The 16,271-nt window shown below is 71.0% G+C and carries 19 protein-coding genes; 8 read left to right on the forward strand and 11 right to left on the reverse strand.

Going from position 1 to position 16,271, the window contains the following annotated elements:
* Positions 1-29 precede the first annotated feature (29 nt).
* Both NO345_RS07545 and NO345_RS07550 read left to right on the forward strand, forming a co-directional pair.
* Positions 30-1,451: a sulfatase gene (locus NO345_RS07545; RefSeq protein ID WP_256297973.1), complete on the forward strand. Its 1,422-nt coding sequence runs from the start codon at positions 30-32 to the stop codon at positions 1,449-1,451.
* Positions 1,452-1,503: 52 nt separating this feature from the next.
* Complete coding sequence (locus NO345_RS07550; RefSeq protein ID WP_256297975.1) at positions 1,504-2,460, forward strand: WD40/YVTN/BNR-like repeat-containing protein; 957 nt, start codon at positions 1,504-1,506, stop codon at positions 2,458-2,460.
* Positions 2,461-2,484: 24 nt separating this feature from the next.
* On the opposite strand, the gene NO345_RS07555 is transcribed toward NO345_RS07550, so the two are convergent.
* From NO345_RS07555 to NO345_RS07590, 8 genes are all read right to left on the reverse strand, one after another.
* Positions 2,485-3,375, reverse strand: coding sequence for a DUF7351 domain-containing protein (locus NO345_RS07555; RefSeq protein WP_256297977.1), 891 nt, complete (start codon positions 3,373-3,375; stop codon positions 2,485-2,487).
* 59 nt (positions 3,376-3,434) lie between these two features.
* A complete protein-coding gene (locus NO345_RS07560) occupies positions 3,435-4,088 on the reverse strand; it encodes an alpha/beta hydrolase (protein WP_256297979.1) in 654 nt (217 codons plus the stop codon).
* A 2-nt stretch (positions 4,089-4,090) separates the two neighbouring features.
* A complete protein-coding gene (locus tag NO345_RS07565) occupies positions 4,091-5,095 on the reverse strand; it encodes a ring-cleaving dioxygenase (protein WP_256297980.1) in 1,005 nt (334 codons plus the stop codon).
* 113 nt (positions 5,096-5,208) lie between these two features.
* Entirely contained in the window at positions 5,209-5,700 is a 492-nt protein-coding gene (locus tag NO345_RS07570) for a GNAT family N-acetyltransferase (protein WP_256297982.1), read from the reverse strand.
* A gap of 59 nt (positions 5,701-5,759) precedes the next feature.
* Positions 5,760-5,996 (reverse strand): hypothetical protein, encoded by a 237-nt coding sequence (locus NO345_RS07575; protein WP_256297984.1) that lies wholly within the window; start codon positions 5,994-5,996, stop codon positions 5,760-5,762.
* A gap of 44 nt (positions 5,997-6,040) precedes the next feature.
* Positions 6,041-8,455 (reverse strand): heavy metal translocating P-type ATPase, encoded by a 2,415-nt coding sequence (locus tag NO345_RS07580; RefSeq protein WP_256297986.1) that lies wholly within the window; start codon positions 8,453-8,455, stop codon positions 6,041-6,043.
* A gap of 7 nt (positions 8,456-8,462) precedes the next feature.
* Positions 8,463-9,287 carry a sulfite exporter TauE/SafE family protein gene (locus tag NO345_RS07585; protein ID WP_256297988.1) on the reverse strand — a complete coding sequence of 275 codons (825 nt, stop codon included), beginning with the start codon at positions 9,285-9,287 and terminating at the stop codon, positions 8,463-8,465.
* A gap of 3 nt (positions 9,288-9,290) precedes the next feature.
* Complete coding sequence (locus NO345_RS07590; protein WP_256297990.1) at positions 9,291-9,488, reverse strand: DUF8131 family protein; 198 nt, start codon at positions 9,486-9,488, stop codon at positions 9,291-9,293.
* Positions 9,489-9,589: 101 nt separating this feature from the next.
* Here NO345_RS07590 and NO345_RS07595 point away from each other — a divergent pair, with 101 nt between their 5' ends.
* The 6 genes from NO345_RS07595 to NO345_RS07620 are packed head-to-tail and all read left to right on the forward strand — an operon-like array spanning position 9,590 to position 13,685.
* Entirely contained in the window at positions 9,590-9,823 is a 234-nt protein-coding gene (locus tag NO345_RS07595; RefSeq protein WP_256297992.1) for a hypothetical protein, read from the forward strand.
* Between the two features lie 6 nt (positions 9,824-9,829).
* Entirely contained in the window at positions 9,830-10,339 is a 510-nt protein-coding gene (locus NO345_RS07600; protein ID WP_256297994.1) for a cytochrome c oxidase subunit II, read from the forward strand.
* Complete coding sequence (locus NO345_RS07605) at positions 10,336-12,090, forward strand: b(o/a)3-type cytochrome-c oxidase subunit 1 (RefSeq protein ID WP_256297996.1); 1,755 nt, start codon at positions 10,336-10,338, stop codon at positions 12,088-12,090. The genes NO345_RS07600 and NO345_RS07605 overlap by 4 nt, the downstream gene beginning before the upstream one ends.
* Positions 12,087-12,302, forward strand: coding sequence for a hypothetical protein (locus NO345_RS07610; protein WP_256297998.1), 216 nt, complete (start codon positions 12,087-12,089; stop codon positions 12,300-12,302). The genes NO345_RS07605 and NO345_RS07610 overlap by 4 nt, the downstream gene beginning before the upstream one ends.
* Position 12,303: 1 nt before the next feature.
* The gene (locus tag NO345_RS07615) at positions 12,304-12,933 is read left to right on the forward strand and encodes a DUF7546 family protein (RefSeq protein ID WP_256298000.1); all 630 of its coding nucleotides are present in this window, start codon (positions 12,304-12,306) and stop codon (positions 12,931-12,933) included.
* A 50-nt stretch (positions 12,934-12,983) separates the two neighbouring features.
* Positions 12,984-13,685, forward strand: a complete 702-nt coding sequence (locus NO345_RS07620; RefSeq protein WP_256298002.1) for a DUF5806 family protein — start codon at positions 12,984-12,986, stop codon at positions 13,683-13,685.
* Between the two features lies 1 nt (position 13,686).
* On the opposite strand, the gene NO345_RS07625 is transcribed toward NO345_RS07620, so the two are convergent.
* The 3 genes from NO345_RS07625 to NO345_RS07635 form a co-directional block, all read right to left on the reverse strand.
* Entirely contained in the window at positions 13,687-14,166 is a 480-nt protein-coding gene (locus NO345_RS07625; protein ID WP_256298004.1) for a DUF7529 family protein, read from the reverse strand.
* Between the two features lie 48 nt (positions 14,167-14,214).
* Positions 14,215-15,501: a dihydroorotase gene (locus NO345_RS07630; RefSeq protein WP_256298006.1), complete on the reverse strand. Its 1,287-nt coding sequence runs from the start codon at positions 15,499-15,501 to the stop codon at positions 14,215-14,217.
* A 69-nt stretch (positions 15,502-15,570) separates the two neighbouring features.
* The gene (locus NO345_RS07635; protein WP_256298008.1) at positions 15,571-16,251 is read right to left on the reverse strand and encodes a lipoate--protein ligase family protein; all 681 of its coding nucleotides are present in this window, start codon (positions 16,249-16,251) and stop codon (positions 15,571-15,573) included.
* Positions 16,252-16,271: the final 20 nt, after the last annotated feature.

A 16,271-nucleotide genomic window follows, 5' to 3' on the forward strand; every position in this document is an offset into this window, starting at 1 on the left:
CGAATAGCCGGGGTTCCGGCCAGCCACGCATGTCAGGGGACACACGATCCACCGTTCTGATAACCGTCGATTCGCTGCGAGCGGACGCACTCGACCTGACATCCGACTCGTCGCACACCCCGGCACTGCGGGACCTCGCCGGACGGGCGACCGTGTTCGAGAACGCCTTCGCGCAGGGGAACTGGACGCCCTTTTCCTTCCCGAGCATCCTCGGCGGCGCACCGGTGTTCGCCGACGGGCCACGCATCGGCGTCGGGAACGGCCCGACGCTCGCCGAGACCCTCGGCCGGTCCGGCCTCGCAACGGGGGGCTTCAACGCCTCGAACGGCTTCCTCACCGCGTACTGGGGCTACGACCGCGGTTTCGAGGAGTTCGAGACGTACCACGCGGAGGCGTCCAACCCGGCGAGCAAGTTCCTCTCGGCGCACCCGACCTGGCAGGCGTGGGCGCAGTTCGCCACCCAGCCGTTCCGCGCGGCCTACCGCCGACTGCGGGGCCAGGAGAGCTATCCCGCCGAGAACACCTCCCGGATGCGCGACGTGGAGAACGCCGCCATCTCGTTCATCGAGGAGGCCGACGGCGAGTTCTTCTGCTGGATCCACTACATGGACACCCACACGCCGTACGTCCCCGCGCCGGTGAACGTCCGGGCGGTCACCGACGAGGACTACGGCACCCTCCGGATGCTCAGCCCGCACCTCCGGACGGGGCTCGGTCGGGAGGTCGGTCCGGAGACGCTCGCCGACCTGCGGACGCTCTACCGCGCCGCCACCCACCAGGTCGACGGGAGCATCGGCCGGGTGCTCGACGCGCTCGAACGCGAGGGCATCCGCGACGAGACGACGGTCGTCGTCGCGGGCGACCACGGCGAGGAGTTCCTGGAGCACGGCCACCTCTCGCACTACCCGAAGCTCTACCGCGAGCTGACGCACGTGCCGTTCATCGTCGACGCCCCGGAGACGCCGGGCCGCCGGGTCGACGAGCCGGTCGCGCTCGACGCCATCCCGCCGACGCTGTGTGACCTCCACGGCGTCCAGCGTCCCGAGGGGTTCACCGCCGACAGTCTCGTCCCGACCGTTCGGGACGGCGAGGAACCCGGGGCCGCACCGATCGTCTCCGTGACGGTTCGTGGCGACTCGGTCACCCAGCAGCCCATCCCGCGGAACCTCGGCGACGGCGACACCGTCGTGAGTGTCCGCGACGACCGCTGGACGTACATCGAGTGCCCGGCGGCCGACGAGCGCGAGCTGTACGACCGGACCGTCGACCCCGAGGAGCAGGAGAACCGATGGCCCGAGGCGTCCGACGAGGACGGTGTCGCCGCGCTCTGCCGGGCCGCCGAGCGGCGGCTCGACGCGCTGGCGACCGTCGCCGGCGAGCGTGACACCGAGGACGACGAGGCCGTCCCCGAGGAGCTGGAGGACCGCCTCAGCGCGCTGGGGTACCGCTAGTCCCCGGCCGCTGGCACCCGAGGTTTTTGTCCGGGGGCGCGTATCCCGAGCCATGCAGTTCGTCGCACTGGACGATGCGCTCCTGACCGTCGACGACGGGACGGTGACCGCCCGGTACGCCGGCCACGAGTTCGAGTGCGTGGCCGCCGGCCCGGACCGCGTCTTCGCCGGGACGTTCGATGCCGGCCTGTACCGCCACGAGGTGGGGGACAACGAGGCCGGCTGGCATCGCGTCGGCGAGTCACTCCCCGACTCGGTGACGGCGGTCGCCCTCGACCCACACGACCCCGACGGCGTCTGGGTCGGCACGGAGCCGAGCCGGGTGTTCCACTCCGGCGACGGCGGCGATTCCTGGACCGAGCGTCCCGGGCTCACGGACCTGCCGTCCGCCGACGAGTGGTACTTCCCGCCGCGGCCCGACACACACCACGTCCGCTGGCTCGAACCGGACCCGCACCGCGAGAACCGTCTCTACGTCGGCATCGAGGCGGGCGCGCTGGTCGTCACCGACGACGGCGGCGAGACGTGGACCGAACGCCCGGGCGGCAGTCGTCGGGACAACCACCAGCTCGCGACACACCCCGACGCAGCCGGACGGGTGTACAGCGCGGCCGGCGACGGCTACGCCGAGAGCACCGACCACGGCCGGACGTGGACACAGCCCCAGTCCGGCCTCGACCACCGGTACTGCTGGAGCGTCGCGGTCGACCCGGAGCGACCGGACCTCCGGGTGGTCTCGGCGGCCACCGGCGCGTCGCAGGCTCACCGCGCGGGGACCGCCGAGAGCTACGTCTACCGGAAGGAGGGCGACGACCCGTGGGAGGTGGCGATGGACGGACTGCCAGAGCCCGAGGGGTTCCGGCGGCCGGTGCTCGCGCCGGCAGGTCCGGGGACGTTCCTCGCGGCGGCCGACGACGGGCTCTATCGCAGTACGGACGCTGGTCGCTCGTGGAGGCAGGCGGTATCGTGGGACGAGACCGGACCGGTGCGCGGACTCGCGGTCCGGTGAGCACGGCCGCCCAGCGCGGCTGACTCAGACGGTCGTCCGCTCCTCGTCGAGGACGGTCAGTTCGTCGTCCACGGTGAGCGTCAGCGTCTCGTCGTCCAGCGTGACCGAGACCGAGACGCGGAGCGGGTCGCGCCCGGTGACGGTCGAAGCCTCGGCGCTCACCCACTCCAGCTCCCACAGCGGCGTCTCTCGCGTGTCGATGGCGTGGTCGTAGTGGAAGGCGACGACGGCCGGATGCGACATGAGCGCGAGTCCGACGTCGGTGAACCAGCCCGCGCCACAGCGCTCGCAGTCGTACCGGACGAACGCCTCGAACGGCCCGTCGACGAGCCAGTCCGGGGAGTCGTCGCTCTCGCCGTCGATGACCCAGCGGTCCATCCGGCCGTCGCAGCGCGTACAGAAGCCGAGTTCGGCGGTGCTGTGGTTCCGTATCGCCCAGCGGTGGGCGACGTCGACGGCCTCCTCGGGTGTGCAGTCGTAGAGTGCACCCGGCGGGACCTCGACCTGCGCGAAGTCCTCCCCGCAGTCGGGGCAGGTGATGTCGACCCGTGTCTCGTCGAACGTCGCCGTCATCGTCGAGCCGCAGTCGATGCAGGTGGCGTCCATCTCGACCGGGTCGGCGTCGATGCCCTTCGTGTAGCCGCCGGAGAGGATGGCACCGCCGACCCGTGCGCCCTCGCGGGTGAGCGCGTAGCCGTCGTCGCGCTCCGTGACGAACCGGTCGGTGAGCTTGCCGAGGTGGTAGTTGAACTGGCCGGTGTCGCGCATTCCGACGCGGTCGTTGAGTTCGCTGAACGACAGCGGTTCGTCGGCCTCGAGCAGAGCCTCTAGCGTGCGGACCCTGGCCTCGTGGGCCACCAGCCCGAACGCCTCGTCCGGCGGGAGCCGTTCGACGACGATGTCGGAGTCGCTCATGTGTGCCAGTTCACGGACCCGGATAAAGAGAGTTGGTGGCTGTCCGGCCTCAGAGACGGCTACTCGTCGGCGTCGCCGACCGCACTCGCGAGCACGTCCCGTGCGCCCTCGATCTCCTCGGGGATGATGGTGTGGCCCATCCCCTCGAAGATCTGCTCGGTCACGTCCGCGCCGAGGTCGGAGAGCACGTCGCGGGTCTCGTGGACGCGCTCCTTCGGGATGTGCGGGTCGTTCGAGTCACAGCCGAGGTAGACGGGCGTGCCGTCGAGGTCGCCGTCGTAGTCTCGGGGGGTCCCTTCGGGTCCGATGAGGCCGCCGCTGAAGGCGACGAGGCCGCCGAACCGGGTCGCGTTCCGGGCGACGTACTCGCTGGCGAGGCAGGCCCCCTGCGAGAAGCCGAGGAGGACGACCCGCTCGCGCGGGACACCGGCGTCCACGGCGCGCTCGACCGTCTCGTCCACGAGCTCGAGCGCCGAGGAGAGGTGTGGCTCGTTGTTCGCCATGTCGGCCATGAACGAGTACGGGTACCAGGTGTTGCCGGCGGCCTGCGGGCCGAGCCACGCCACGTCGGACACGTCGAGCTCGTCCGCGAGGGTGAGCACGCTCCGGGCCATCGCGCCCCGGCCGTGGAGCGCGACGACGGCGGCGCGGGCATCCTCGAGCGGTGCGCCGGTCGTCAGCACCTGCGGGTCGGCGTGTGGGCCGTCGACCATCGTCACCGCTCACCCGGGGTTCGGTCGCCACCGACACCGCCGTCGGTCAGCTGTGTCGCCGCGTCGAGGTCCAGTGGGGGGAGGCTCGCCTCGATGCGCTCGCGGTCGTCGGCGAGCCACGGCGGGAGCTTCAGCTCGCTGCCGAGGGTCTCGACGTCCTCGTCGGCGGTGAAGCCGGGGCCGTCGGTCGCGATCTCGAACAGGATGCCACCGGGCTCGCGGTAGTAGATGGACTGGAAGTACTGGCGGTCCTTCTGCTCGGTGACGCGCTGGCCGGCGTCCTGCAGCGTCTCCCGCCACGTGAGCTCGGTCTCGGAGTCGGGCGTGCGGAAGGCGACGTGGTGGACGGTGCCCGCACCGGGACGGGCGGCCGGCGCGTCGGGCCGGTCGAGCACGTCCACGACGCCCGCGCGGTCGGGCACCTCGTAGCGGGTGCGGTCGCCGACGGTGTCCGTGGCCTCGTAGCCCATCGTCGCGAGCACGTCGGCGGTCGCCTCGGGGTCGGTCGGGAGCAGCGTCACACCGGCGAAACCGCGCAGGGCGTGCTCGGCGGGGACTGGCCCGTCGCCCCACGGCTCGACCGCGCCGTCGTCGTGCGGGTCCTCGCCGAAGACGAGTTCGAGCGGCTGGCCGTCCGGGTCGCGGAACGGCAGGACGGTCTCGCCGAAGCGTTCGACGGGCTCGGTCACGTCGGCGTCGGTCTCCGCGAGCCGTCCCTGCCAGTACGACAGCGAGCCCTCGGGGGCGCGGAACGCCGTCGCGCTCGTCATGCCCTTCCCGACGCGGCCCTGTCGTGTCTCACCGAAGGGGAAGAACGTCATCGCCGTGCCCGGCGTGCCAGTCTCGTCGCCGTAGTAGAGGTGGTACGTGGTCACGTCGTCGAAGTTGACCGTCTGCTTGACCATGCGGAGGCCGAGGGTGTCGGTGTAGAACGCGACGTTCTCGGCGGGGTCCGCCGCGACGGCCGTCACGTGGTGGATGCCGTGGAGTCTGTCCGTGTCGGTCATACCGAACCGTAGGCGTCCGGCGGGGAAATAGCGTGTGGACAACTGCGTCGGCAGGTTACACCCGTGTCACGTGGGCGCTGGAGCGACGGGACGACCGTAGCGCGTGGGCGGACTCACAGGCTGGTCCGCATCTCGACCACGTCGCCCTCGACGCCGTCGGCGAACTCGTGGCGGTGGGTGGTCACGCGCTCGTAGCCCCGGTGCTCGTAGAAGCCGGCGGCGTTCGCCGAGGCCCAGCACGCCGCCGCAGTCGTGCCAGCCTCGCGGAGGCGCTCGTGGAGTGCGTCGAGCAGGGCGGTTCCGACGCCCTCGCCCGCCCGGTCCGGGTCGACGTACAGCGCGGTCACCTCGCCGTCGACGTCGGCGACGAGGTGGTCGCGGCGCTCCGGGAGGGCGGTGCCGAACCCGACGACGGTGCCGTGGTCGGTCTCCGCGACGAGGAACGTGTCCTCGCCGTCGAACTCGTAGTCGTCGACGCTCCGGCCGGCGTGCCAGGTGTCGACGACCGCGTCGTCGTACGCACGCGGGCCACGCTCGGCGATTGCGGCCCGGTGGACCGAGAGGACGGCCTCGGCGTCGGCCGGCGACGCCGGTCTGACGTGCATGGCTGTCCGTAGAACTGTCCGATGTGATTACCTACCGGTTCCGCAGAAACAGCTGTCCGTCAGCGCGGGCGCAGGTTGCCGTAGTGGCGCATCGCGGCCACGACGAGCACGAGCAGGGCCGTGAACACCAGCGCGACCGGGACGTAGCCGGTCGTGAGCGCGCCGGTGCCGACGGTCGCGAACACGACGGCGGCCGTCAGCAGGAACGCCACGAGGAGCCCGAGTGCGCCGGCGATCCAGAGGATGCGCTCTTCGGTCGGGAGTCCATCGTTCGTCTGCTTCGGGTACTGAGTCATACCAGTAGATACGCGGTCCACGTATAAACCCGGTCCCGAGATTTTCACTCCGTGGGAACGAGCGACCGCGCCGAGTTCAGCACCACGAGGGCGCTGCTGGACCCCATCGCCAGCGCGGCGAACAGCGGGTTCAGGAGTCCGGTCGCGGCCAGCGGGATGGCGACCGCGTTGTAGCCGAAGGCCCAGGTTAGGTTCTCGCGGACGCGTCGTCTGGTCGCGGTGGCCACGTCGAACAGCACGGGGACCGCGTCGAGGCGTCCATCGGTCACGACCGCGTCGGCCGCCTCGGCCGCCAGTCCGCCGCTCCCCGCGATGGCGACGCCGACGTCGGCCGCGGCGAGCGCGGGTGCGTCGTTGTCGCCGTCGCCGACCATCGCGACGGTGCCCCGGGAGCGGAGTCGCTGGACTGCGGCGACCTTCCCGTCCGGCGGGACACCGGCGAACACCTCGTCGACGTCCGGGTGGTCGCGGAACCGTTCGGCGGCGGCACCGTCGTCCCCAGTCAGGACCACCACGGAGCGGCCGTCGGCGGCGAGCGTACGGACCGTCTCGTCCCAGTCGTCGCGCGGCCGGTCGGTGACGGCGAGGACGCCACGGCAGCGACCGTCCCAGCCGACGAGCACCGGGACACCGCCGTCGGCCGCGACCGCGTCGGCGCGCTCGCGGAACCGGTCGGAGACGGTGAGTCCCTCCGTTTCCAGCAGGTCGCGGTTGCCGACGACGGTCCGCTCGCCATCGACCTCGCCGACGACGCCCGTGGGACGCACGTCGACGGCCGTGGCGGGGTCGTCCCAGTCGTCGGTGGCCTCGCCCCGTGCAGGGGGTGCTGGCTCGCCGCCGTCCGCCGCGACGTCGTCGCCCGCGCGCTCCGACCGCACGCCCTCGCCGGCGGCGAACGCGACGACGGCGTCGGCGACGGGGTGGTTCGAGTAGCGCTCCAGCGCGGCGGCGCGGGCGAGGACAGGGTCGTCGTCGGCCTCGACGCCGGTGACGGTCATCTCGCCGCTGGTCAGCGTCCCCGTCTTGTCGAGCGCGACCACGTCGACCTCGGGGAGCACCTCGAAGACGGTCTCCGAGGCGACGACGACGCCCGACTCGGCGGCGCGCTGGATGCCCGCGGCGACGGCCAGCGGCGTCGCGAGCCCGAGCGCACAGGGACAGGCGACGACGAGCACGGTCAGTCCGACGAGCAGGGCTCGCGTGAGGGTGCCGCCGAAGACGAGCGTGCCGGCGGCGACCAGCACCGCGAGGGCCGTCACCGTCGGCACGAACACCGTCGCCAGCCGGTCCGCGAGTCGCTGGACACCCGGGCGGGCGCTCTGGACCTCCCAGAGCAGGCCGACGATGCGGTCGAGCGTGCTCGTCGCGTCCTCGCTCACCGCCACGACGAGCGGCGTGTCCGTGACGACCGAACCGCCGACGACCGCGTCGCCCTCGCGCTTCGTCACCGGGAGCGACTCCCCAGTGACGAGCGCCTCGTCGACGGCGGCGACGCCCTCGACGACGGTGCCGTCGAGCGGGACGCGCTCGCCCGGCCGGACGAGTAGCTCGGAGCCGGGGGCCACGTCCTCGACCGGGAGCGTGCGGCCGTCGCGGAGGCGGGCCTCCTCGACCGACGCCGCGGTGAGGTCAGACAGCAGCGAGACGACCGAGCGCTTCACGCGGTCCTCGTAGTAGTTGCCGGCGCTGACGACGAGCACGATGGCGACGGTCACGTCGAAGTAGACGTCGATGCCGCCGGTGAGCATCACGGCGGTGCTGTAGACGTACGCGCTCGTCGCCGCGAGCGAGACGAGCAGGTCCATGTTCGGCTGGCCCGCCCGCAGGCTCACGTACGCCCCGCGCAGGAGGGTGAAGCCGCTGTAGAACAGCACGACGCTCGTGAACAGCCAGATCTGTGCGAGCAGGTAGAGCCGGCCGAACGAGCCGAAGTCGACGACCGGCGCGAAGCCGAAGTGCTGCGGGTAGATGAACAGCACGTACCACAGCATCGTCATCATGCCGAAGAAGCCGCCGCCGACGAGGAACGTCGCGGTCGGGGAGTCGGGCTCGCGGTCGTCGTCGAGCCCCCGCTCGCGCGCCTCGTAGCCCGCCGTCGAGACAGCGTCGGGCAGGTCGCCCGCGTCGACGGTGGCGGGGTCGTAGACGAGCTTCATCGTGTCCGTCGCGTAGCTCGCAGACGCGCCCTCGACGCCGGGGTGGTCGGTGGCGGTCGCCTCGAGGAACAGCTCGCAGGTCGCACAGTGCATCCCGTCGACCGACAGGTAGCAGACCTCGCCGTCGGCGTCGTCCTCGCCCGCGTCGAGCAGCTCCTCGGGCGAGCGTTCGTCGATATCGTCGACGTCGTCCAGCGAGCGGGCGACGGCGAGACAGCCACGACAGCAGAACTTCCCCTCTACCTCGGAGTCGGTCACCGGGTCGGCGGGCAGGTCCAGGTCACAGAGTGTGCAGCCGGTCATGGCTCCCTCACAGCGGCTGGTAGTACGGCACGGGTGGGTGCGGCAGATGGACCCCGAACAGCATGAGGCCGTGGGCGAACGGCAGGTAGCCCAGGCCGAGGAACGCCACGCCCATCACCCGGTGCAGCAGGGTCCGGTTCCGGACGGACAGCGACCCGATGGCGAGTCCGTACGCGAACAGCGTCGGGATGGTACCGATGCCGAGCAGCGACAGCGCGAGCGCCCCGCGGACCGGGTCGCCGATGACGAACGCGTACAGGTACGCCGGGTAGGTGATGGGGCAGGGCAGCGCGGCGTGGGCCGCGCCGAGGCCGACGATACCCCTCGAGTTCGTCGCGCGGTCGAGGTGGCCGGTCAGCACGCCACTGACGCGTCGAGACACCGCCGAGAGCCCGGGGATCGAGTTCCCGACCGCCGCGCCGCCCGCGGTTCCCCGGAACAGGTAGCCGACGCCCGCGGCGATGATGAACAGCCCGACGACGATGCCGACGCTCCCCCGGACGACCGTCGAGAGCGACGTGACCGTGCTCACGCCCCCGACGACGATGCTCCCGGCGAGTCCGAGCAGCGCGCCGACGACGGCGTAGCCCGCGGTGCGGCCGAGGTTGAAGAGCCCGTGCTGGCGGACGTCGGCCGTCGTGAGCTGGTCGCCCCGGCGGTCGTCGCGGCTGGCGGTGATGCGGTCGGCGTACGTCGACACCAGGGGCCCGCACATCCCGAGGCAGTGCGCGCCGCCGAGCACGCCGATGACGAGGAACAGGAGCAGGTCGGCGTTCGCGCTGACGGTGCCGGTGTGCATCGCCTGCGCGACGGGGTCGACCCACCCGACCACCTATCACACCCCGTTCGCGCTCGCGTCGTCGTGGTGCTCGCCCTCGTGCGGCGAGAGCGCGAGCGCCAGACAGCCGGTGATGATGAGCACGTTGAGGAGCGTGACGGCGGCGATGGTCTCGCCCGAGAGCGCCACGAAGACCACCGCGGGCACCAGCGCGGCCAGCGAGATGAGCCCGATCACACGCGGTGTGATGTCCATGCTATGGGGTGTACTCGCGCGTGAGTATAAAATCTCGTCCGATTCCCGGGGTGTGGTAGCCGACCCGAGAGTTAAGTCGTGGGCCGTTGGAACACGTTCGCATGAGCAGGGGTGTACCAGCAGTCGAGGAGGAGGACGGTGAACCGGAAGGGCCGGAACAGAGCGTCTCGGCCCCGGCGATGCAGGAAGGGCCGGAACGGGAGCTATCTCACGAGGAGTTCGACCCGAAAGGAACACTTGCGCTGATACTGATGTACTTCACAATACTGGTCGTCATGTGGGTGTTCATGTACTTCATCGAGTTCCTCGGCAACGATCTCGTCGTGGTGGGGTGAGCACGGGTGCACATCCACCAGTACGAGAAGCTCTGGCTCGGGATGTCGCTGCTGCTCATCGTGGGCTTCATCGCGACCATCACCTACGGTGCGGTCGGCGTCGGCGTGTCGATGGTCGACGACAGCGGCGGCAACGTGGACCCGAACAGTCTGGACGAACACCCCGAGTTCAGCGACCCCGGTGTCGAACAGGTCGGTGAGGACGAGTACGAGGCGTACGTCGTCGCGCGGCAGTTCATCTTCCAGCCCGACCCCATCGTCGTGCCCGCCAACAGCACGGTGACGTTCTACGTGACCTCCGCCGACGTCATCCACGGCTTCGCCGTCGTGGGGACGAACGCCAACACGATGGTCATCCCGGGAGAGGTGGCCGAGATCACCGTCGAGGTGAACGAGGCCGGCGAGTACGGCATCGTCTGCCACGAGTACTGCGGTGACGGCCACCACACCATGGAGGGGGTCCTCCGTGTCGTGCCGGAGGGCCAGTACAACAGCAGCGACGGGGGTGAGCAATGAGCGTCGAACGCGAGACGTTCGCGGACCGGTACCCCGAGGAGGCCGAGCTCGTCCGGCGGTCGTTCCTGGTCGCGTTCACCGCGCTCGGGCTCGGTGCGCTGTTCGGTATCATCCAGGCGCTCCACCGGACGAACGTCCTGCGGTTCATCCCCTCGACTGACTACTACACGGTGCTGACGGCCCACGGCGTCCTGCTGGTCATCGTCTTCACCATCTTCTACCTGGTGGGGCTGTACCAGTGGGCGGTCACCCGCAGCCTGGACCGGTCGCCGACGAACATCAACTTCACCCGGGCGTGGCTCACCCTGATGACCATCGGCTCGGTCATCACGGGCCTCACCATCCTGCTCGGGTTCGTCGACCAGATCGGCATCAGTGCCGACGTGCTCTTTACGTTCTACGCGCCACTGCAGGCCCACCCGCTGTTCTACACGGGACTCGTCGTGTTCATCATCGGGACGTGGCTCGCGGGCGTCGACTGGTTCCGCACCTGGCTGCACTGGAAGCAGGACAACCCGGACGAGCGCATCCCGCTGCAGACGTTCATGGTGCTGACGACGATGATCATGTGGTACGTCGCGACCATCGGCGTCGCCATCGCGGTGCTCTTCTTCCTGCTGCCGTGGTCGCTCGGGCTCATCGAGACGGTGAACCCGCTGCTGACCCGGACGCTGTTCTGGTTCTTCGGTCACCCGGTCGTCTACTTCTGGCTGCTGCCGGCGTACATGCTCTGGTACACCGTGCTGCCGAAGCTCGCCGGCGGGCGGCTGTTCAGCGATCCCCTCGCACGGGTCGTCTTCGTGCTGTTCGTGCTGCTGTCGACCCCGGTCGGCATCCACCACCAGTACGTCGACCCCGGCATCGCGGAGGGGTTCAAGTTCATCGCGATGACGAACACGATGTTCCTGCTGCTGCCGAGCCTGCTGACCGCGTTCACCGTCGTCGCCAGTATGGAGCACGGGGCGCGCCAGCGTGGCGGCGAGGGGCTGTTCCGGTGGCTCACCGCGCTCCCGTGGCGCGACCCCGCGTTCACCGGGATGGCGCTCGCCGGCCTGATGTTCGCCGCGGGTGGCTTCTCCGGCATGATCAACGCCGGGATGAACATCAACTACCTCGTCCACAACACCATCTGGGTGCCCGGCCACTTCCACCTCACCGTCGGCACGGCCGTCGCGCTGACGATGATGGCGGGGACGTACTGGCTGTGGCCACAGCTCACGAACCGGCGGCTCTACTCGCGTCCCATCGGCCTGCTGCAGGTCGTCATGTGGTTCGGCGGCATGGCGCTGATGTCGAACTCGATGCACGTCGCCGGGCTGTACGGCGTGCCGCGCCGGACCGCCGAACCCCAGTACGCCGGCTTCGACTTCCAGACCGCGTTCGGGAGCATCGCGGAGCTGAACGTCCAGCTCGCCGTCGGCGGCACGCTGCTGTTCGTCTCGACGCTGCTGTTCCTCGGGAACCTCGCGCTCTCGCTGGGGAACCCGAAGGTCGATGGACTCGGTCAGACGCTCCCGGAGCCGCTCTCCGGTCCGGACGACAGCCCGCGCGTGCTCGACAACATGAAGCTCTGGGCGGGCATCGCGCTGGTGCTCGTCCTGCTCGCGTACGCGCTGCCGCTCGGGGCCATCGTCCAGAACGGCGGCCTGTTCGGCACCGGCGGTGACGCCTACCCGGTGTCGGTGCTCGGCCGGTTCGACCCCGGCGTCGGACTCGACGCCGTCCGCGAACTCCTGGGGGTGGGACGATGAGCGACCGCGGTCCCATCGTCCAGACCCGCGGCGGCCTGCTCGTCGCCTGGGCGTTCCTGCTCGTGTTCGGCTTCGAGCTCCGGACGGCGCTCGGGCTGTTCCTGGGTATCGACGTGCCGGCGGTCCCGTACCTCGGCACGCTGGCCGTCGTGTTGACCCTGTTCGCCGTGCTGGCTGACTTCCAGCGTGCGTCGGCACAGCAGGAGGCCTGAGATGTCGGTCGTCGAACGGCGTCCCCGGCTCCCGCTGTCGTGGGTCGGGCTCGCGGTCGTCGCCGGCGTGACGCTGGGCTACTGGCTGGCGGTCGACCCCGTCGTCCGGTCGCCCGCACAGGTCGCCTACCCGCTGCTGTGGCTGGCGGTCAGCGCCGTCGGGGTCGCGGTCGCCGTCGACGCAGGCGCGCGGTCGCTCTCGCCACTCCCCGCTGTCGTCGGCATCGCGTACGTACTCGTGCTGCTGTGGACCGCGGGGCTGCTCGTGCCGGCAGCGTCCGCGCCCGAGCTCTCGGTCCATCTGGCGATTCCGGGCTGGGGCCCGGCGGTGCACTACGTCGGCTCGGTCGTCGCGCTCACGGTCGTCCCGTTCCTCGTCGCCGGCTACGCGACGCTCGGCCTGCTCGCGGCGGTCGCCGTCGACCGGACGTGGGGCGCGTCGATGCCGGGCGCGGTCGGCCTCCTCGCCTGCGTGAGCTGCACCGCGCCGCTCGTCGCGACGGTCGCCGGCTCGCTCGGGGCCGGCTCGCTGGCCGCCACCCTCAGCACCGCACAGTACCCGGTCGCGACGGCGGCGTTCCTGCTGTCGGTCGGGGGATTCGTCTTCGTCCTCCGCCGGAGCGCGGACTGAGCCGGTCCCGCCGCCGAACCTTTTTAGCCGAGAGCGAGGTAGAGCAGGGCATGACCGAGCAGTCGCCGGCGACGGATGGGGACGACGCGGAGCCGCCGGCCAGCGAGACGGGCCGGGAGACCGCCCCGTCGACGGAGACACCGGCGGAGCACGACACGGCCGAATCGCCAGCCGAGGACGACCCGGCGTCGTCGGGAGACGAGCCGACGGACGCCGGCGAGCCCACGCCGGGCGTCCCCGACGAGGAGACGCTCGACGTGCCCGAGGACGTGGCCACCTACGACCGCTTCAAGAAGATGGACGGCGCGCAGTACGAGCGGGTCAACGAGTTCCTGCGCGACCGCACCTACATCACGGCCCGCGAGTGGGCCATCGCCCGGCTCTGTTCGGACTTCCGCACCGAGACCGGCGTCGAGATGACGAAGATCGGCGAGAACCTGCCCGAGCTGGTGCCGTTCATGACGGACACGTACACGCCGCAGGCGGTCAACCAGGCCCGTGCCGCCTTCGAGGACAAGATACGGACCGCGGGCGCGACGTTCCTCTACGGCGCGATGTGCGACTTCTTCACCGCCGAGGAGCTGGACGACGTGATGTACGAGTCGACGGAGGTCGCGAAGTTCCTGCTGGAGGTCGAGGGCGTCGACCTCTCCGTCGAGGAGGAGCTGGAGGCCGAGGAGCGCATCTCCTCGGTCATGCGGGAGGTGCGCGAGGCGAGCGCGGAGCTGCGCGAGGAGGAGGAGACGGAGTAGCTCACTCCGTCGGCGGCAGCAGCAGCTCGGGCTCCGACGGCTCGACCGTCACCACGTCCTCGATGGTGAGCGGGCGGATGTGCACCGGGAAGGTGTCCCGCTCCAGCACGCCCTCGGTCGTCTCCTTGGCGTCCTTGATGCCGTAGTAGACGGGCACGAGGAGCACCTGCTCGCGCGATCCGTCCTCGACGGCGACGACGAGGAAGACGTGGCCGGCGTGGACCGCACGGAACACCTCGAACTCGTCGAACGCGGCTCCCGTGTCGGTGACCATCGCGCTGACGGTCTCGTACTCGTCGCCGGGGACGAGTACATCGAGGCCGAAGCGCTCGTGGTCCGGGGGCAGCGGCGTCACGTCGCCGGGGTGGAGCTCGACGACCTCCCAGCCGTCGTCGCGGTACTCGGCGGCCGTGGCCTCCAGGTCCTCGACGACGCGCTCCCAGGCTTCGACGGCTGCGTCGTTGACACCGGGCAGTTTCATGGGCGTACGTGGGAGCAGGAGCCGTGAAAAGGGTTCCCGTTCGTCCGGTCAGTGCCGGACGTTCTGCCCCGCGTGCTCGCCGAAGCCGTCCCCGTCCCAGACGACCGTTCCCCGGACCGTCGTCCACTCGGGGAAGATGCCCCGCCAGCCCTCGAACGGCGTCCACCCGCAGTTCGAGTGGAGGGCCTCGCCGCGGACCTCGCGGGTGTCGTCGAGGTCGTACAGCGCGAGGTCGGCGTCGTAGCCCGCCGCGACCTGGCCCTTCGCGTCGAGCCCGAAGATGTCGGCGGGGTTCGATGCGACGAGGTCGCGGACGCGCTCGACGCCGAACGCGCCGTCGTCGCGGGCGGCCTCGGCGAGCAGGAGCGGGACCATCGTCTCGACGCCGGGGACGCCCGACGGCGCGTCCCGGATCGTGGCTTCCTTCTCGGCGACGGTGTGGGGCGCGTGGTCGGTCGCGACCACGTCGACGGTGCCGTCGGCGACGCGCTCGAAGACGGCCTCGCGGCGCTCCGCCGAGCGCAGCGGTGGGTTCATCCGCCCGTACGTGCCGAGTTCGTCGGAGTCGAGGCGCGAGAGGAACAGGTGGTGCGGGGTGACCTCGCAGGTCGCGCCCGCCTCGGCGGCGGCGTCGATGCCCTCCGGCGTCGACGTGTGGGCGATGTGGAGGTTGGTCCCGGAGTCGGCGGCGACCTCGCAGGCGCGCTCGACCGCGGCGGCCTCGGCCTCGGGGGTCCGGTAGGCGGACCAGGCGTCGACGTCGGCCTCCCGACCGACGCCGTCGCCCGCGTTCGCGAGGGCGTCCTCGTCGAACAGGCCTGCGTCCTCGGCGTGGACGGTGACGGGCACGTCGTTCGCGGCGGCCAGGTCGACGGCGTCGTCGAACAGGTCGGCCTCGATGCCCATGTCGCCCGTCGAGTCCGCGAGGAACACCTCGCCGAGCGCGAATAGCGACCGGTCGAACAGCGAGTCGGGGTCCCACGACTCCGTGACGCCGCCGTTGATGCCCCAGTCGACGAGCGAGTCGGCGGCGAGGGCGGCCTTCTCGTCGAACGCGTCCCCGGAGACCGTCGGCGGGTCGGTGTTGGGCTGGTCGACGACGGTCGTCACGCCACCCGCGGCGGCGCTCCGCGAGCCGGTCGCCCACGTCTCCTTGTGCGAGAAGCCGGGCTGGCGGAAGTGGACGTGGACGTCGATGGCACCGGGCATGAGCAGCTTCCCGGTCGCGTCCACGTCGGCCTCGCCGCCGAGATCGCCGACGGCGTCGATGGCCTCGCCGTCGACCCGCACGTCGGCGGTCGTCCCGTCCGGCAGCGTCGCGTTGCCGATGAGCATACCTCCCTCTCCCGCGGCGGGCGTCCTAAGTCTCTCGAACTCCGGCGCGCCGAGCGACTCGACCGACACTCAGTCGAGCTGCTCGACGGTCGGCTCCGCCTCGCCGACCAGCTCCGCCTCGATGGTCGCCCGCACCGTCTCGGGATCGCTCGTCCCGTCGGCGCGCCCGATGCTCCCCAGCGAGTCCGGGTCGAACGGCGCGTCGAGCGCGCCGTAGACCGCGGAGAGCACGTCCGCGAGCTCCCCGTGGTTCCGGACGATGCAGACACCGGAGGTGATGGCGGCGTCGGTACGGACGCGCTGGGCGATGCCGACGAGCTTGCCGTCGCGCTGGAGCGAGTGCTGGCCGGGACAGAACGAGTCCGAGGGCTCGCCGCGTTCGGCCGGCACCCCGAGTCGACGGAGGGCGCGCTGGACGTCGACCGTGAGCGCCTCGTACCGTGCGTCGAGCCCACCGCGGATGTCCTCGACGGGCGTGATGCGGGCGAACGCGAGCGTCGTCTCGCCGTCGTAGGCGACCGCCCGGCCGCCGACGCTCCGGGTGACCGGCTCGAAGCCCCGTTCTCCGGCCGCGCTGGCTGCCGTCTCGTACCCAGCCTCGTTGGCGTCGCGCCGACCGAACGCGACGATGCGATGCGGAGCCCACACCCGGACCGCCGGCTCGCCACTGTCGCCGACCTCGTCGAGCAGTCGTGCCGTCACCTTGCCGTCGGCCGTCGGGTCCTCCCCGCGGCCGCGAACCACGCGCATGGCTCCGGGTTGGGGGCGAC

It is taken from the genome of Haloarchaeobius salinus, from assembly GCF_024464185.1.
In the GTDB taxonomy this organism is placed as follows: Archaea; Halobacteriota; Halobacteria; order Halobacteriales; family Natrialbaceae; genus Haloarchaeobius; species Haloarchaeobius salinus.

Bases quoted from the DNA above. Each gene is read 5' to 3' on its own strand.
- NO345_RS07545 (WP_256297973.1), top strand. From the start codon at position 30: ATGTCAGGGGACACACGATCCACCGTTCTGATAACCGTCGATTCGCTG.
- NO345_RS07550 (WP_256297975.1), top strand. From the start codon at position 1,504: ATGCAGTTCGTCGCACTGGACGATGCGCTCCTGACCGTCGACGACGGG.
- NO345_RS07555 (WP_256297977.1), bottom strand. From the start codon at position 3,375: ATGAGCGACTCCGACATCGTCGTCGAACGGCTCCCGCCGGACGAGGCG.
- NO345_RS07560 (WP_256297979.1), bottom strand. From the start codon at position 4,088: ATGGTCGACGGCCCACACGCCGACCCGCAGGTGCTGACGACCGGCGCA.
- NO345_RS07565 (WP_256297980.1), bottom strand. From the start codon at position 5,095: ATGACCGACACGGACAGACTCCACGGCATCCACCACGTGACGGCCGTC.
- NO345_RS07570 (WP_256297982.1), bottom strand. From the start codon at position 5,700: ATGCACGTCAGACCGGCGTCGCCGGCCGACGCCGAGGCCGTCCTCTCG.
- NO345_RS07575 (WP_256297984.1), bottom strand. From the start codon at position 5,996: ATGACTCAGTACCCGAAGCAGACGAACGATGGACTCCCGACCGAAGAG.
- NO345_RS07580 (WP_256297986.1), bottom strand. From the start codon at position 8,455: ATGACCGGCTGCACACTCTGTGACCTGGACCTGCCCGCCGACCCGGTG.
- NO345_RS07590 (WP_256297990.1), bottom strand. From the start codon at position 9,488: ATGGACATCACACCGCGTGTGATCGGGCTCATCTCGCTGGCCGCGCTG.
- NO345_RS07595 (WP_256297992.1), top strand. From the start codon at position 9,590: ATGAGCAGGGGTGTACCAGCAGTCGAGGAGGAGGACGGTGAACCGGAA.
- NO345_RS07605 (WP_256297996.1), top strand. From the start codon at position 10,336: ATGAGCGTCGAACGCGAGACGTTCGCGGACCGGTACCCCGAGGAGGCC.
- NO345_RS07610 (WP_256297998.1), top strand. From the start codon at position 12,087: ATGAGCGACCGCGGTCCCATCGTCCAGACCCGCGGCGGCCTGCTCGTC.
- NO345_RS07615 (WP_256298000.1), top strand. From the start codon at position 12,304: ATGTCGGTCGTCGAACGGCGTCCCCGGCTCCCGCTGTCGTGGGTCGGG.
- NO345_RS07620 (WP_256298002.1), top strand. From the start codon at position 12,984: ATGACCGAGCAGTCGCCGGCGACGGATGGGGACGACGCGGAGCCGCCG.
- NO345_RS07625 (WP_256298004.1), bottom strand. From the start codon at position 14,166: ATGAAACTGCCCGGTGTCAACGACGCAGCCGTCGAAGCCTGGGAGCGC.
- NO345_RS07630 (WP_256298006.1), bottom strand. From the start codon at position 15,501: ATGCTCATCGGCAACGCGACGCTGCCGGACGGGACGACCGCCGACGTG.
- NO345_RS07635 (WP_256298008.1), bottom strand. From the start codon at position 16,251: ATGCGCGTGGTTCGCGGCCGCGGGGAGGACCCGACGGCCGACGGCAAG.